We start from the raw sequence: 17,108 nt of genomic DNA on the forward strand, positions 1-17,108 counted from the left end.
TCAGAGACAGCACACAGTGCAGAACTTTTGCCTTCCAAGGCAATTAAGACTTCCCAAAATTATATTTAACAGCTTTCTCGCCGCACATATCGACATCTGCGTGAATGCGGCGGCTACAATGATGGCAGACAAACAGGGCGACCAGATTGGCGATGAAGACCGAGCCTCCCAAATCAAAGGCGACTTTTGTGTCGATTGTTCGCGAAATCGAGCGGCGAAAAAATTTTGCGTGCTTGGTTTCAATTTCCGCTTTCCATGGTGCTTCCATTTAATAACACGGCTACGACGTACTTCCGCTTACCGCACTTGGTCATTAAGCCTTGGCGAGATTGCTGGCCGGGTAATTCTCTTAATAATTGTCTGCTGTGCGAGTTGGATTCACTTGCAGTTATCAGCCTCTCCTGCTTTGTTGTCATAAAATTATCAACAGCGATTGCGGCTATGAGCTTTTTTGATCAACCCATTCTAAATTCACCATATTCTTTCCCGAACAAGCACTGGGAACTCGACGACGAAGGGCACCCCACGGACCGAGAAGTCTCCGCCAGGAGAAAGTCGGCCTTGTGGACGGCATTGCCGGGAGCGTCGTCAACATCCAACCGAATGCAGACCAGCATGGATCTTGGTGGAGAGGGCCTGTCCACTGACGCAACGGAGTTCAACCCCTCACCGATCGTAAATGATCTCCGAGCCGAATTGGATACATGGCGAAGTCTGCCTAATCCGTCTCAATGGAAAGTGACACCAATCACCCAGCGCCTCCTCCAGCACTGGCGCGCAATCCAGCAGGATGACAGCCAAACCATACGGCCCTTTTTCTGCCAGCTTGAAGCGGTGGAGGCTGCCATTTGGCTGGCCGAGGTGGCGCCGCAAATGGGCAAGCGCGGAAAGCGGTTTCTGAACTGGATCAACACGGCCAACAATTTTGCGGTCCAACCTGACGGCGCCGAGCCCTCGGAAACGAAACCCGACCTTACCCGGATCGCCTTCAAGCTGGCCACAGGCGCCGGCAAAACCACGGTAATGGCAATGCTCATAGCATGGCAGGCTCTCAATGCAGTTCGAGCGGCCAACAGCAAGCGGTTTTCCAAGGGATTTCTGATCGTTGCTCCCGGCATCACCATTCGAGACCGCCTGCGGGTGCTGCAACCCAATGATCCTGAAAGCTATTTTAACCGGCTCAACCTTGTGCCTCATGATCTAATTCCGGACCTGCACCGGGCCAAAATCGTCATCACGAATTATCACGCTTTCAAGCTGCGCGAGACGTTTGACGCTGCCACGGGCACCAGACGCGCTCTTGAGGGGCACGGGCCAGAACTCGTGACCACGGAAACCGAAGGCCAGATGATTCAACGCGTCATGGGCGATCTTATGGGGATGAAGAATGTTGTCGTCATCAATGACGAGGCCCATCATTGTTACCGCGAACGCCCCATATCCGAAGAATTGAAATTCACGGGTGATGAGAGAAAAGAAGCGGAGGCCAACAAGGAGGCTGCCCGGCTCTGGATATCAGGAATCGAGGCGCTGAACCGTCAGCAGGGTGTAAAAATAGTCTACGACCTCTCTGCGACACCTTTTTTTCTGTCGGGATCAAATTGGCCGGAAGGCACGCTGTTTCCGTGGGTCATGAGTGACTTTTCGCTCATGGATGCAATCGAATGCGGTATCGTTAAGCTGCCGCGGGTGCCCATCGCGGACAATCGGGCAGACGGAGAACAAGTTCTCTATCGCAATCTTTGGCCCGCGATCGGCAAACGAATGCCCAAGAAGCAGAAAGGCGAAACCAAGCCAGATCCTCAGAAACTTCCCATCGAGCTGAAGGTTGCTCTGGATGCCCTCTATGGCCACTACGAAAAAACCTTCCAGCTTTGGGAACAGGAAGGGGTTGGTGTTCCACCGGTCTTCATCGTCGTTTGCAACAACACGACCAATTCCGAAATGGTGCGGGATTACATCGCCGGCTACATACGCACCAATGAAAAGGATGAGGAAATCGTCGAACAGGGCGCATTGGACCTGTTTCGGAATTTTGATGACTACGACCAGAAGATGGAAAAACCCCGAACGATCCTGATCGACTCGGCCGCGCTCGAAAGCGGTGGTGAGGTCGACAAGGCTTTTCGGGATGCGCATGCTGATGAGATCGAAGCATTTCGCCGGGAGCGCGCCAAAAGAGGCGCCGGGGCAGATGAAATCACCGAGGCCGAAATCCTGCGCGAAGTCATGAACACCGTTGGGCGCAAGGGGCGCCTCGGCGAGCAGGTACGCTGCGTTGTGTCTGTATCGATGCTGACGGAAGGCTGGGATGCCAACAACGTCACCCATATTATGGGATTGCGCGCCTTCGGATCCCGCCTTATCTGCGAACAGGTCATCGGTCGGGCGCTGCGGCGTCTGTCCTACGATATCGACCCGGAAACCGGGCTCTTCCGAACCGAATACGCCGACATAATGGGGATCGACGGGCTAAATTTCGCGGACCAGGGCAAACCAGCTCCGCCACAACAACCACGCCCGATTGTTCATGTACACGCTGTCTCACCGGAACGCGATACCCTTGAGATTTCCTTTCCACGCGTCGAAGGCTATCGCGCGGACTTTCCCAAGGAACGGATTGATGTCGATCTGTCCAGGATGGAACCCTATGTCCTGACGACTGAGACGGTCAGTGCCACCAAAGTCCAAATGTCCGGTATCATTGGCGCGCGCCACGAGATCAATCTCGAGTATCTCGATGACCGGCGCCTTTCGACCATCGCTTTCCACATCGCAAACTACTGGGTTTCTTCGAAACTACGGGATCCAAATGGAGAACCCAAGACCCACCTGTTCCCCCATGCCAAGCGGATCGTTCTGCAATGGCTGAAGTCAGACCGGCTGGTGTGCAAGGATGGCACCAAGCGTGCGCAGCTGCTCTATCGGCAACTGACAGACGAAGTCTGTGATCTCCTCATGGGAGCACTTGTTGACCAGCCCGATGGGAAGGCCATCATCCGGGCAACGCTTGATCCGTTCGCGCCCGAGGGGTCGACCTCTGATGTCAATTTCACCACGTCTAAAGACACTCGCCACAAACCCCGCTCTGATAGAAGCCACGTCAATTGGATCGTCACGGACTCGGAATGGGAGGCGAAACTCGCCCAGATCCTGGACGAACATCCCGATGTGCTCGCCTACACCAAGAACCATAACCTTGGGTTCGAAGTGCCCTACAACATGGAAGGCGAAGCGCGCCGCTACTTGCCGGACTTCCTGATCCGCCTGAAATCACAGGAAGACCAGCCTGCAACCCTGGTAATCGAGGTCAAAGGGTTCCGCGGCCATGACGCCATACTCAAGGCAGAAACCATGCGCAACAAATGGATCCCGGCTGTGAACCGTCTTGAACGCTTCGGTCGCTGGGGCTTTGCTGAGCTTCGTTCGATCCACGATTTCAGGGAAGACCTCGACCTGGCAATTTCCGAGATGCTCAAAGCCGAGGTTCCGGCATGAAAGACATTCAACTATCAAACATCGTTGAAGAAGATCTTTTCCTCGCGATTTGTGAGGCGTTACGCTGGTGGCTGACCTTTGATGGGCCACAAACTGAACTGGTTAAGAGCAGGCCCACGCCTGGGCTCTCAATCAAAGACGTAAGAAATATCGCCTTCACCTATAATTTTTCCCGGAATCTGTCCGCCCATGACAGAGACGTCCAATACGTCGCCGATCGGGTAAACAAGTTTTCCGGAAGATCTTGGGATGACATGAACAGCCGTGCCGAGGAAATTGAGGAAGCCATAGCCGACATCCGGGAAAATGCGGGGCGGGATGTAAATCTCGTCTCAGGAACAACAAAGCTCTCCTGGTTCGTGACCCCCACCAACTGGACGCCGTTCGATCGGCTGGCGGCTCAAGCCGTCAGGGCAAGACACCCGAAAACGGTCAAACGGATGCGCCAGTTCTATACCATTCTCGATAATATCGGGTTTCTGAACTGTGCCGGAAACATTGAACATCACCTGGCAGACACCTTCTTCTCCAATCTGGGTGGCTGCCGGGTTCTCGACAAATTCCTCATGCTGAATGGTGAAGACGATTGGGCGAATGGCACCAAAGATTTCGCAAGATCTTTTGCAAATTCTCTTCCTGACACCATGAAGAAAGACCTATTCAGAGTCGGCGAGGCGATCCTGAGCGATCCTGCCTGCCAGCTCGACCTTGGAGCTTTGAAATGACCGACACCAAACCCATCGGCACCATCACCCATGACGAAACCCGCGCCAACATACCGACTGCCGAGCTGGAAAGCGTTTTGCACGCGGAAGACAAGGCGCCGATCAAGGTGGCCTACGAGCGGCGCAACCGGGACCTCGACCCGCAACTGATCTGGCGTGGCAAGGACATCGACCAGGAAGAGCTTACCGTCGATGCTCCGCCGATCTACATGCAGGAACAGGTGCACCCCAAGGCGCTGATCGACGATCTGCGCGCGGGCCGGGAAAAGGCCGACGATCTGTTCGGCCATTTCGGATTGACCGATGAAGACCGCGAGGCTGAAGTGGAATTCTACCGCCATTCCCGCAAATGGTCGAATCGGATGATCCTTGGCGACGGGTTGCAGGTGATGTCGTCCCTGTCCGAACGCGAAGGGCTGCGCGGTCAGGTGCAGGCGATCTATATCGACCCGCCCTACGGGATCAAATTCAACTCCAACTTCCAGTGGTCCACCACCTCGCGCGATGTGAAGGACGGTAAGATGGAGCATCTGACCCGCGAGCCGGAACAGGTGAAGGCCTTCCGGGACACCTGGCGCGATGGCATCCATTCCTATCTGAGCTATCTGCGCGACCGACTGGTGGTGGCACGGGAGCTTCTAACCGAGAGTGGGAGCTGCTTTGTCCAGATTGGGGATGAAAACGTCCACCGGGTGCGTGCGCTGATGGATGAAGTGTTTGGTGACGATAACTTCATTTCCTTGATCGCCTATCCGACTTCAATCGGACTCGGGGCTCAATTTCTTGAAAACGTAAACAATTTCATCGTCTGGTTTGCTAAAGACAAAGGGAGCGCCAAATCTAATCGTTTATTCAAAGGCCTCACACTGGGTGAAGAGGGAGCTACAAGATACACAAAGTTCAAAACTCCCGAAGGGGAACGAAAAAATGTAACGGAGTTGTCGGAAGCTGCACTCGAAAGCATGTTGAAACGCGGCGGCAGTTACTACACGGATCAAGGGCTTACTTCGAGGTCAGGCTCATCTACCACCTTGTTTCCTGTCGATTTCGAGGGCCGGCGCTTCCGACCTAAGGTGGGTGGTTGGCGAACCGCGACAACGGGTATGGACCGTGTTCTAAAAGCAGACCGCGTCCTTTCGACTACAGCCTCTCTCAGGTTTCAGAAGAATTTTGATGATTTTGGGGCCCTGTCATTTACGAACAATTGGAGCGATGTGGCAGGAGGTGTTCAAAGCCGGAATGATCCGAAAATCTATGTGGTTCAAACCGCGACAAGCATTGTTCAACGCTGCCTGCTTATGACGACCGACCCTGGCGATTTAGTGCTTGATCCGACATGCGGCTCCGGAACAACCGCATTTGTCGCCGAGCAATGGGGCCGACGCTGGATCACCATCGACACATCTCGGGTGTCGCTCGCACTCGCACGGGCCCGGATCATGGGGGCAAAGTATCCTTGGTTTCTGCTGGCTGATAGTCCTGAAGGGCAAAAGAAAGAGGCAGAGGTCACCCGCTCAACACCGGCCACCACTGCCACCCACAACGACATTCGCCACGGATTCGTTAATGAACGTGTCCCGCGAATTATGTTGAAGAGCATTGCCAACAACACCGAGATCGACACGATCTGGGAGCAGTTGCAGCCCGCCGTGGAAGAGGCGCTCAAAAAGCTGAACGATTACATGGATGCCTTTCCTTGCCGACATCCTGTCGAGCAAGGTGGGCGAAAAGGGCAGCTCATCGACTTTGTCGACCATCCGGACGTTACGCTTCCGTCCGGCGAAAAGATCGACGGCGGCACCTTCATGGAGTGGGAAGTCCCGCGCACGCCGGTAACGCCCATGGAAGGTCCCATTCTCGAAGCTTGGCATGGCGCCGTGCAGGCCCGCGAGAAGTTGGAAAAGGCGGAAAAAGGACGGGGTCGCAGAAGCGTGGATGCGGATGAGGTTTCCCGGCTCCGGTCCGGCTATCGTGAATATCTCGAAGCACTGAATGACGAGATCGAAGGCGCGGCAAATACCCTCGCCTCTCGGAAACGCGTGCAGCACTACTTCACCGAAGACGATCTCCTCGAATTCATTGACGAGAACGGTCAACCGATGCTTCCTTGGCCAAGAGAAGCTTGCGAGGCCCTTGACGCTTTCTGGACTGCCCGTATCGCCCGTCAGAAGGAAATCGACGCCTCCATCGCCGCCAAGGCGGAATTCGAATACCTCTATGACAAGCCATATGAGGACAAAAAGCGCGTCCGCGTCGCCGGGCCCTTCACCGTCGAAAGTCTCTCGCCACACCGCATGTCGCCGGTGGACGAGAATGGCGAGATCATCGATGAGGTCGATGCCGCCCGCGGCAATCGCGGCGGTCAGGAGCAGGAGGCCGAGAACTACCGCAAAGCGATCATGGAGAACCTCGCCAAGGCCGGTGTGCAGCAGGTAGGCCGAGAGGACGCCATCAAGTTCGACACGCTCACCCCCTGGCCCGGCGACTGGATTGCCGCCGAGGGTCGTTATATGGAGGGCGAGACCGAGCGCCGTGCCGGGATCTTCATCGGCCCGGAATATGGCACCGTCAGCCGCGCCGATCTGGTCGACACCGCCCGCGAGGCGGCGGACGCCGGGTTCGACATCGTCATCGCCTGCGCTTTCAACTTCGAAGCCATGGCGCAGGAATTCCACAAACTCGGCCGCATCCCGATCCTGCACGCCCGGATGAATGCCGATCTGCATATGGCCGGCGATCTGAAGGCCGGCGGTGGCAACCTGTTCGTCGTCTTCGGCGAGCCGGATATCGACCTGCAGGAGGATGGTGACAAACTGCGGGTGGAACTGTTGGGCGTCGATATCTTCAAGCCCTCGACCGGCGAGGTGGTGAGCTCCGAGGCAAGCGACATCGCCTGCTGGTTCATCGACACGGATTATTCAGGCGAGAGCTTCTTCGTGCGCCAAGCCTACTTCCCTGGCGCTGACGTGCCCTACAAGGCGCTTCGGACCACCCTGAAGGGGGAGATCGACGAGGAGGCCTGGGACAGCCTGAAACGCACCGTCTCGCGCCCCTTTGCGCGGCCGAAGTCAGGGAGGATCGCGGTGAAGGTGATCAACCACCTTGGCGATGAGGTGATGAAGGTGTTGGGGGTTTGAGCCATGGAAGTTGAAAAAATCAACAATGCCTTGGCTGAAGCCACTCGGGCTGCGTTTGAGGCAGCATGGGCAAGATCAAGATCCTCTATTGAGATTTCAAAACCCTCGATTGAAGAAGAAGGAATTGAGTATTTAACAGAGCTCTATGATCCTTTCTCGGGAACAGTTCGAGGAAGGTATATGTTTTGTTGGGAGGAGATTACCGACGTAATCCGTAATCCTTCAGATATTTCTTTTATTCATGAGTCTGTTTCCGAGTGGATTTCAGTCGAGGGAGAAACCGTAGGCGCGGGCGAACTCATGATGGACGATGACGGCAGAGTTCACTTTAGATCGGACCTGCTGGAAGAATGACCGTCCTCATCGCCAACAGTTTCACCAAATCCCTCGGCAAGTTGACCGGTCAGGAACAGTCCCAGGTCAAGATCACCGTATTCGACATTCAGACCAACCAGGAGAGTTCAGGTCTATCCATTCACCGAATAGACCGCTGTCGGGATCCAAATTTCTGGAGCGCAAGGGTGAACCGGGATATCCGGATCGTGCTTCACAAGCGCGACGGAAATACGCTGTTGTCCTATGTGGCCCATCATGATGATGCCTATGATTGGGCGACCCGACAGCGGCTGATCCAGCACCCCAAGACGGGCGCCATGCAGTTTGTCGAGGTCCGGGAAACCGTCGAGGAAGTTGTCATCCAGCGCTATGTCGAAGAGGCGGTTCGGAAGCCCCGGCTTTTCAAGGCGGAAACCGACGACACCCTCTTGAGCTGGGGCGTGCCCGAGGAATGGCTGGAGACGGTTCGCCAGGCAACCGAAGACACTGTTCTGGACATCGCCGGTCACCTACCGGATGAAGCGGCGGAGGCGCTGGTTTCAGCCGCCGTTGGCGAACGCCCAACGGTTCGGATAGATATGGCGAAGGAAACCGGTTTTGCGCACCCAGACGCGCGGCGGCGTTTCAAGCTCATCGGCGATCAGGCAGAGTTGGAAGCTGCCCTGGATGCCCCGTGGGACGACTGGGCGGTCTTCCTGCACCCGGCTCAGCGAGAATTTGTGGAGAGGGATTTCAACGGTCCGGCTCGGATCATAGGTTCTGCCGGCACCGGAAAGACCGTGGTCGCGCTACATCGGGCAATCCGGCTTGCTTCGGGCTCCAGCGACGCCCGGATCCTCCTGACGACATTTTCACCGGGGCTGGCCGAAGGGCTCTCGGAGAAACTGGACAGGCTGACCAGAGGGCATCCAGACCTTGCTGCTCGGATCACCGTAGGAACGCTGAGCGAAGTTTCTGAAGGGTTGGCGCGGGAGAGTTTTGGAGACCTGGTCGTTGCTGACGACATTGAAATTGCCACTCTCCTTGACACCGCGCGCTCTTCCGAGAACAGCCAGATCGATCCCGGATTCCTTTCAGATGAATGGCGGTTGGTTGTCGACGCATGGGATGTGCACGACGCCAAGACCTATCTGGAATTGCCACGCCTTGGCCGCAAGGTTCGCATGGCAGCGTCTCGTCGCGATGAGCTGTGGCGCATATTCTCGCGAGTGCGGTCTGCCCTCGAGGTTGCCGGCAAAGAAACCATCTCCAGCGTCATGCACCGCCTGGCGCGGGAGAGGCAGGACTTCCCGTTCTCCCATATCGTCGTTGACGAGGCACAGGACATTTCGGCACCGGAACTCGTTCTGCTTTCGAAAATGGCCGGCGACACCGCAAACGGGCTGTTCTTCGCCGGCGACATCGGACAGCGCATATTCCGATCGCCATTTCCCTGGAAGTCCGCTGGTGTGGATATTCGGGGCCGGTCCCGAAGCCTCAAGGTCAATTACCGGACCTCTCACCAGATACGCGAGAAATCCGATCAACTCCTGCCGATCCGCCTAATTGAAGCCGATGGCGAGGAAGACCGACGCCTTGGAATTACATCCGTGTTTCACGGTCCTGTCCCAGGAATCCATATTTTTGATACTCCAGAACAAGAAGCAGGTAGACTGGGTGCTTGGCTTCAAGAACGTTTACACGAAGGGTTTGAACACGAAAGTATGGCGATCCTTGTCCGATCAGAGGAGCAATTCGATCGCGCCCATCTGGCTCTGCCGGAAGGCGCCGCAATCCCAATCCTGGCAATGCATGATGCGAAAGGCCGGGAATTTCGAGCGGTCGCAGTCATGGCTTGTGATGCGGATGTGATCCCAAGCGAGAACCGGTTACTCGGTGCAACGGACGAACCGTCGTTAAAAGAGGTTTTCGACACTGAACGACATCTTCTTTACGTGGCAGCAACACGTGCAAGAGAGCGGCTTTGGATATCAGCCTGTAATCCTCCATCCGAATTTCTTGAGGACCTGATTGAGGTTTAGTGTTCGAGACGGGAAAACCCAACCCGACGAAAAAGGATACGCGCCTGTTACCAAGGGCATTTCATTGAGAGCAAACCCAGCAGGCGAACTGTGTCTATCACAAGGCGCATTACATGGAGGGTCAATTGAGCATCATCGGCTTGAGGGTTTTACTGGCCCTCAAGTCGTCGTTTCAATGCCTTTATGAAGTAAGGCCAAGCTTTCAGGCTTCAGCCTTCAGGCCTCGAAAGATCAAGGTTGGTCTCCTCTGAGACATCCACGAGTGCATCGGCGACAAACAAATGGCCATGTCGAATCTGAGCCCTTATCAGATCAATGTGGATAAGCAGTTCTTCTCTGAGCTCGTCCTCGACATTTTTTTCACCCGTCATCGATGGATATCTCCCTTATGGTCCATATCAATTACTCCCTGCCGGTCGACGGGCATCGACGATGCGCAGAAGGTGGCTGGCGAAAGTGACGATTTCGATTGCCTCGCCGGCATCCTCCATGGGGACGTTTCGGTGCGAGTGCGGATTTTTGTAGGAGCCCATGGCACCGATGAAGAGATGCATGAGTCCGTCCTCCTCCGCAGCATCGGCCTCGAAATCCCGGAGCGGACCGGCCTGACCAAAGGCAGCTTGCATGAGCTTTGTGCCGACCTGTTTCTGCGCAAAGCCTCCTGCCTCGCGCACAGCGACCTCCACCGCGCGCATCGAGGTGAAGACACCCTCTGCGAAATCGCCGCGCACGAATGCCAGCCAGACCTTCTCGGAGATTGCCGGGTGCAGAAGATCACGGTTCAGCCGCCGGGCCACCTCGAAATGTCGGAAATCTTCCTCCGTTTCAATCCGCTGTGCGCGCCGGCTTAGCATGCGACCTTCCGCGCGATATTCGGCTGGGAAGGGGATCAGCAACCCCTGTGCTTCCAGCCAAGAGAAAGCCTCTGTCAATGCGTAGGCAATTTGAACCCGATCGTCCCGTGGGTAACCCTCTCCTCCCTCTTCCGGAGTTGGTTCCGTCATCACCTCAGTAATGAAACTTGTCGGTTGGAGTTGATCAGGCTGTATTTCGAAGCGTTTTCGCATCAGAAACAAAAGTTTTGCTGCCAGTTCTTCAGGCTCGAGAGCAAGAATGGCGTCGGAGCTGGGGATGGCTGCGTGTAGTTCTTTCATGTTCTTTTCAATTAGCTCGTCTTGTCGGACATCAAAAAACACCATCGTGAGAGAGTGATTTCTTTTCGCGGCCCCTCTTTTGAAGGTGGATTTTCATCGCACCTCATACAGCCATAGCTTGGCAAACCATCACTTATGGCTAAATCTCTTTCAGATCGCGTCCGCCTGTCCTACCAACTCAGGATCAAAGGGGAAGGAAACTTTCCTTTCTCCTGGATTTCTATCTGCGTCGCTACTTTCTGAATCTCTGCGGCCTGGCGTATAGCCGATTTATCTCCATCGAAATCGTTGCGCCGCCCAGTTGCACGCCATGCACCAAACCCCTGATCTAAAGTAACTTTCAGCTTCTTCCCGCCTTCGAATTCCAGACGAAGCGATCTTGCATGAGGACACATGTGTCTCTGGCGGAGGTCGATCTTGGCGCCAGGAAACAACTCTCTCATGACTTCGGCGCGAATCCTCGGGTCCGGCCAGTTGTTGTGGAATGCCATGTACGAGTATGATGACGGATCGCTGACCTCAGATATGATCTGAATTTCACTGCTTGCATCCATACCGGGCGCCTTTCGCACGACCTCCCACAGCAACCGGAGGGTCAGTGGGTTCTTCAAATACCGATCTTCATAGGCCAAGCTAAGAATCTTGCTTCCCGGAGGAATTGCCTGTGGCCGAAGGCGTTTGATCTCCCTCCAGAACGCCGTCCCAAATTGGCCAATAGGACCGTCAAATTGGTGGATGATGTTTTCTTGGATTGAGTTTCCTTCTCCATGAATTGCGACTTTTTCGGCAGAAAGGCGTGGCGAAATGCGGACGGCGGAGATCTCACCACAAAGTGCTGGGCTTTCTCTCACTGAACCCCACTCCGGTCCTATTCTGGCGGCCCTGGGCGTGGATGTGGCGACGCCGACATGACGATCGGATAGCTGTAGTTGAGCCAACAACAAGCTTGAGCCCAGATCAGGTAGGTCTTCATGGAAATGCAGGCCGGAATCGCCACGAGACAGGACCCGAAGGAGATCCAGTTTTTGTGACAACTCCATTTCCAATATGGCTGACTTTGGAATAGCAAGTTTTGTGGAAACGCCGGAGCGCGCCGCATTAGCCAGAAGTCGGCTACCTGCCCACTCGCTCAGATCCCATTCACCCACAGGTTCGCCAAGAAACAAGGTCATTTCTTTCAAATCATCTGCAAGGATCATGCGGTTCACGTAATCTTCTACGGGTTCTGTGATTGCGTGAGTTTCATCACCGAAAATCTTGAGATCATCAGGCAGAGCCAAATGAGCCAGGACATGCTCTTTCAGGATTGAGTAGCCACCGGGTCGATCCAGCTTTTCTCGGTCAAACTGAGTGTCCCGGCGCAAAATGCACTCAGGGCATCCGTGTGCACAGCTTGCCGGGCATTCGAGAATCTTTGCAGCGCGCTCGATCAGTCCTGGTAAGTCCTGGGCGGCAGCAACGGAAAAGCCCGACCCACCTGACGTCTTGTCGAAAAGAAAGAGCGAGTGTCGCCGTGACCCGTCGCTGCGTTGGCTCGGAGCAACAGCGAAACCCATGTTTTCCGCATCGACACCAAGACGGGTAGCAACGGCTTCTCGCAATGCAGCTGCTATTGCCAACGCGTGAGATCGCCCGTTCTCCGTCGCTAAGAGACAATCGAGTTGAAGTTCATATACGTCTGTTTCGCTCTCGGTTCCCAGTTTGACATGGCGCCGGATTTTCCTGGCACCTTCATCATTTCCAGGGCAACGACCATCATGCCTTGGATTTTCCCTAAGTTTCTGTAGAGGAAAATGGTGTTTTAACCCTGGAAGAAGTGGGGCATTGTCTTCCCCTGTCACTTCTGCTTCCGCTCTTCCGCAGGCAATACAGATAGCATACCCAAACCCGTTGCTTCCTGACGCTGTTGTAAGCAATCGCCCTTGCCGGCTTGTTCTATGTCGGCCGATCGCCGGGTTTGGGAGAGATACCCAAGGATCATTGTCCGCTGAAACTCTCGGAGCGTCAGGGGGAACATAATCGAGCTTTTCATAGGCGCTATGCGGTTGCTTTGTGCCGAGAAATCCCGCTGGGCGAAGAAGCTCGCCAGACGAAATGATTTCACCACAGGAAGGGCATTCCTCAGGCGTGATCCTCGATGTGCCGAACGCGTTACAGGCACGACATGTCCAAAGTGTGCGAAGGTCCTCGATCGCACTTGGATCGTTTCGATTGCCCCAGCTTGGGCGGATGCCATCGCTTCGATGAACCAAACCGTCTATGACAACTTCGGCCCCAGGCGAATAATCTCGGATGGCAATATCCATAGGTCGGGAAGGACCTTCTTCACCTTTGCGTGCACCAACATGATCGAAGGTCACCACATCGACAGGAAAGCCATACGCTGGCGTAAAACCTCTGCGAGCCAGCTCCGTCATCATGAAATCTTCGCGCATTCTTCTCGCACGATTTCTGTAGAAATGATGGGCCGCGTCTGCATCAGGATAGGCGGTTTGCGCAGTCAGAATCTGTTCGTATTCCTGACGCCAGAGCCTTTGCATTCTTTCGAATGCTCGAAGCGTTCGTGTCGTCAACCCGAATGCATCCTGCAACGCCGTTCCCATGACCAAGACTTCCAATGCTTCCGCGACAGCCTCCTGCTCGACCCATTCTCCCTGCAGAGCGAGGAGAAATCCTTCGGCAGGATTTCCGGACAACCAGGGAGCAGTGGGATCATCTGTCGCCCCAAAAAAGGATCCGATGGATGTTTTAACATTTACCCCCCCTTGCTCGCGCAAATAAATGCCAAGAAGCAAGGCATTGACGTGCCTTTGAACAAGTGTTCCGCTGTCCATCTGCACTTGAGGGGCTTGAACTTCCGCTTGTAGCAAACTTGGCGGATTGCGGAAGATCATCCTATCAAGAGGCAATTCCTTACAGAAAGTAAATGCCATTGCCCAGGGTTCACCGCGGCGCCCTGCACGGCCTACCCGTTGACGGTAATTCGCTGGCGCGGGCGGAACGTTTGTATTTACCACCATTCCGACGTCTGGGATGTCGACGCCCATTTCCATGGTTGTCGAGCAGTTCAGGATATTGATTTGCCCGGCCTTGAAGCTTTCTTCATAGCGCTGCAGACTTCCCCGGTCGATCTGCGCTGAATGTTCCTGCGATCGAAGGAAGGGACTGAATTCTGCAACGCGGTCGTGCAAATCGGTCCATAGACCACTTTCTCTTAGGGCTTTGACAGTTCCGTCGCTCTTCAGCCATTCCCTGATGAGATTTCGATCTTCTCGACTTGGCCCTGTTGGAAATGCCTTTGGAAGCGAAGGCATATCAATGGTGTCGACTCTTTGCTCGGTTTCGATCGCATTCATCGAAATTCCAGCGGGAGCAAATGGCAAAATCCTCTGGGTGACAGGGCATCGAAAAGCTCTCTCCATCCCAACTATTTCGGCCTTGGAAATATCCAAACGCCATGCATACGGTTCGCTGCGCTTGATGGTCCTTGATCGCTCCAGGTTGGCCCAGATTGCACTCAGAACCGTTTGACAACGTTCTTGGTCGATTTCAGTCTCCGGCGAGCCGCCAATCAGCCGATAAATGAGGCGCACAAGATTGCTCGTCGATTTCGCTGTCGGGAAGCGGGAAATTTTCTTTCTTTCGCCGACATGGTCTGGAGGGGTGTTCGCCTCCAAGACAACCGAAAGCGCACTCTTAGGCGTTATCCAGTGGCGCATGTCCACGGGATCCGTGGGCAAATCGATGGCAAGATTGGCACGAAACACAATGTCCAACCCTGCGTGCATGAGGTCACTCCAGGCCTGTGCATCATGGCCTGCTTCTTTCAAAGGAGCTGGGACCTGCAGACCGGCCAGCTCGTCCAAACCAGAAAACACCAGGCGAGCGAGACCCAGTGTCTCAGCATTATTCTGCATTCGGGGTCTGCGAAAGAGTTCCCGCAACAGGAAAAGCTCTGCCAAGAGAACAGGATCGTCAGCCAGCTCGTCCCCTCCTCTCGGTCGGCCCCGCCACACCTCGCCTGCGAATTTTGACAGCTCGAAGTTTTTGGCGAGCAGCGATTTCATATCGCTCCATGAAACTCGACCAACTCCGGACTCAGCTGCCGACAGGTCGGAACGAAGCTTGTCCAAAGTTGGTTTGAGGTTTGGCGTGGTCTCTACCACAGTTTCCAAAGCCTGAACTTGCTTACGAAGGCTTTCTGCGGCTTCAGGGTCTCCTCCACCTGCCGCCTGGACCGCATGATAGATGGCCGCACGCGTCAAGGAGCGTTCGGCGTCCTGCTGAAGTTTCGCGGAAAACCGCGCCGTGCCTTGACGGCTATCGGTGAAGGATAGCAGTCTGCGCCCGCCACTCGGTCCATCAGGCGCTTCTTTGTTGATTGGCAAGGACTGAAGAAGCGCAGGCATTGCATTACCCATAAGGAATGGTGCGCCGAAACGTTGTGGAACCATGTTGGCAATATGGGCTCGATCACAGCAGTTGCGATCCTTGATGGCCTCAATCAGCTGAATTGGCGCGCATTTCTGACCATCCGTAACACTGGACAGAATTTCTGCACGATCAAATCGAAGGAACATTCCTCCATCCGCAGGGCCAATCAACACTTCATCCGAGGGAGTGCTCACAGCGCTCTCATCGGTGTCATCCGGTTCTACTTCGAGAACATATTCATCCTCGTCGTCGGTTCGCTGCGCCTGACGCAGATACTCGTGAGGGCCTTGAAAAAAGCGACTGGCTTTCAACCACGGCGTCCCACACTCACCGCATCCCGCCACCTCGAAAACAGGCGCACCGCAATCACAAGTTTCCCTTTCCTCAGTCCAAATCTGGCCGAACGGCCAATCTGATCCCTCGGCTGACAATTCCGGATCCTGATGCGTGCATTTATCATCGATGCACGCCCAATAACCGGGTTGAGCTCTGTGAAAGACGTGTAACCTCCAGGGTGCAAGCTGGAGTCCGCTGTCAGGGTCAACTGCCTGTGCGGCCGCCTCAAGAAGCCTCGTCGTTCGTTTGCGATCTTCCGAGCTCGTGGAATCCAAACCAAAAATTCTTGCCGCTTCGGAAAGCGTCAATCCACCTTCTCGCATCCTCTGTCGCGCCGATTGAACTTGAGGCAGCACTGCAAGTTTGTACCACAGTTGATCCTTTTTTTCAGGAATGTCCTCAAGATCGAGCACAGTCTCCGAAGCTGCAGGTGGAAGAACGGGCTGTTCCTCCTCGCCTTCAATGATTTCAACTTGATCACAGGAAATACCGCCAAGGTCGGCAACAAATTTCCTGAGAGTCTCGCGAGTATCTTCACCCTCACCGATCGTTGCAGAGGTTGCCGCGATGCGGACATCCTCAGGTTTCACACCGAAGGCCTGACGAACTCGTCGCAAAAGCAAGGCCATTTCTGCGGCTTGTGCTCCCACATAGCTATGCGCCTCGTCCAAAACGATCCACTTGAGCGTGCCCTGAGACTTTTCAAGAATCGGTTGATCCTGCGCCCGCATAAGAAGGTATTCCAACATGGTCGTGTTTGTTACGAGAACCGAAGCTGGATCTTCTCTCAGACGCTTACGATCAGGGACCTGCGCGCCACCCGGCCATTGATGACGCGGTAGTTCCTGCTTCATATGCCGATTGTAGAGCGCGTAACTCAGCCGCCCTGAAAAAGGCGCCATCCATTCCCCAAGTCGTTCCTTCTGGCTCTCGATCAGAGCATTCAGCGGATAAAGCACGATGGCCTGGATTCCATTGGCCTTGCGACCCCCAGATTGTTTCAGGAGGTCATTGAGCATGGGTACCATGAAGCACTCAGTCTTCCCGGATCCTGTGCCGCTGGTCACCATGTAGCTCTTTCCCTCTCGAGCAGCCTGCCAAGCCAGAACCTGATGATGATAGGGTGCAACATGCTGTGAAGTCTGACTGGGGCGCCGCGGCCATCCTTTGGTCGGAGCCTCATCAAGGGCGCTAACCAGTTCCTCCTCAAGAAAGCCCCCGGCCAGATCATCAAGCGTATTTTTGGATCTGCGCCAGACGCGTGCGGCCTCGAAAACAGGGTCGGCGATAAATGATTCACCCACCCCGGGTTCAACAGACAGTCTTCGGGACAAGGCCTTCCTCGCCGAAGATGACCGCAAACGGCCTTGCGAAATCACAGCAGATGCTGCTCGCTCAGAGACGAGGGCCAGAGATTCAGCAAATCCAGATGTAGAAACTTTAGTCATTCCACTATTTCCGTAGTCT

At 54.9% G+C, this 17,108-nt stretch carries 8 protein-coding genes; 5 read left to right on the forward strand and 3 right to left on the reverse strand.

Annotated elements, in window-relative coordinates; all coding sequences use genetic code 11:
* Positions 1–43 precede the first annotated feature (43 nt).
* The gene (locus AC2FHX_RS03350) at positions 44–268 is read right to left on the reverse strand and encodes a hypothetical protein (RefSeq protein ID WP_496700284.1); all 225 of its coding nucleotides are present in this window, start codon (positions 266–268) and stop codon (positions 44–46) included.
* 173 nt (positions 269–441) lie between these two features.
* Between AC2FHX_RS03350 and AC2FHX_RS03355 the strand changes: the two genes are divergently transcribed.
* Genes AC2FHX_RS03355 through AC2FHX_RS03375 form a run of 5 tightly spaced genes read left to right on the forward strand, consistent with a single transcriptional unit; the run spans position 442 to position 9,717 of the window.
* Complete coding sequence (locus AC2FHX_RS03355) at positions 442–3,498, forward strand: BPTD_3080 family restriction endonuclease (protein WP_496700283.1); 3,057 nt, start codon at positions 442–444, stop codon at positions 3,496–3,498.
* Entirely contained in the window at positions 3,495–4,223 is a 729-nt protein-coding gene (locus AC2FHX_RS03360; protein ID WP_496700282.1) for a hypothetical protein, read from the forward strand. The genes AC2FHX_RS03355 and AC2FHX_RS03360 overlap by 4 nt, the downstream gene beginning before the upstream one ends.
* Positions 4,220–7,360, forward strand: coding sequence for a site-specific DNA-methyltransferase (locus AC2FHX_RS03365; protein ID WP_496700281.1), 3,141 nt, complete (start codon positions 4,220–4,222; stop codon positions 7,358–7,360). The genes AC2FHX_RS03360 and AC2FHX_RS03365 overlap by 4 nt, the downstream gene beginning before the upstream one ends.
* A 3-nt stretch (positions 7,361–7,363) precedes the next feature.
* Complete coding sequence (locus AC2FHX_RS03370; RefSeq protein ID WP_496700280.1) at positions 7,364–7,714, forward strand: hypothetical protein; 351 nt, start codon at positions 7,364–7,366, stop codon at positions 7,712–7,714.
* Positions 7,711–9,717 carry a 3'-5' exonuclease gene (locus AC2FHX_RS03375; protein WP_496700279.1) on the forward strand — a complete coding sequence of 669 codons (2,007 nt, stop codon included), beginning with the start codon at positions 7,711–7,713 and terminating at the stop codon, positions 9,715–9,717. Before AC2FHX_RS03370 ends, AC2FHX_RS03375 begins: the two co-directional genes overlap by 4 nt.
* Before the next feature lie 398 nt (positions 9,718–10,115).
* On the opposite strand, the gene AC2FHX_RS03380 is transcribed toward AC2FHX_RS03375, so the two are convergent.
* Positions 10,116–10,871, reverse strand: a complete 756-nt coding sequence (locus tag AC2FHX_RS03380) for a TIGR02391 family protein (protein WP_496700278.1) — start codon at positions 10,869–10,871, stop codon at positions 10,116–10,118.
* Positions 10,872–11,041: 170 nt separating this feature from the next.
* Positions 11,042–17,089 (reverse strand): DEAD/DEAH box helicase, encoded by a 6,048-nt coding sequence (locus tag AC2FHX_RS03385; protein ID WP_496700277.1) that lies wholly within the window; start codon positions 17,087–17,089, stop codon positions 11,042–11,044.
* Positions 17,090–17,108 lie beyond the last annotated feature (19 nt).

It is taken from the genome of Ruegeria sp. CDSC042, assembly GCF_059610745.1.

Excerpts from the sequence above, each read along its gene's own strand:
- AC2FHX_RS03350 (WP_496700284.1), bottom strand. The coding sequence starts at position 268 with ATGGAAGCACCATGGAAAGCGGAAATTGAAACCAAGCACGCAAAATTT.
- AC2FHX_RS03355 (WP_496700283.1), top strand. The coding sequence starts at position 442 with ATGAGCTTTTTTGATCAACCCATTCTAAATTCACCATATTCTTTCCCG.
- AC2FHX_RS03360 (WP_496700282.1), top strand. The coding sequence starts at position 3,495 with ATGAAAGACATTCAACTATCAAACATCGTTGAAGAAGATCTTTTCCTC.
- AC2FHX_RS03365 (WP_496700281.1), top strand. The coding sequence starts at position 4,220 with ATGACCGACACCAAACCCATCGGCACCATCACCCATGACGAAACCCGC.
- AC2FHX_RS03370 (WP_496700280.1), top strand. The coding sequence starts at position 7,364 with ATGGAAGTTGAAAAAATCAACAATGCCTTGGCTGAAGCCACTCGGGCT.
- AC2FHX_RS03375 (WP_496700279.1), top strand. The coding sequence starts at position 7,711 with ATGACCGTCCTCATCGCCAACAGTTTCACCAAATCCCTCGGCAAGTTG.
- AC2FHX_RS03380 (WP_496700278.1), bottom strand. The coding sequence starts at position 10,871 with ATGAAAGAACTACACGCAGCCATCCCCAGCTCCGACGCCATTCTTGCT.
- AC2FHX_RS03385 (WP_496700277.1), bottom strand. The coding sequence starts at position 17,089 with ATGACTAAAGTTTCTACATCTGGATTTGCTGAATCTCTGGCCCTCGTC.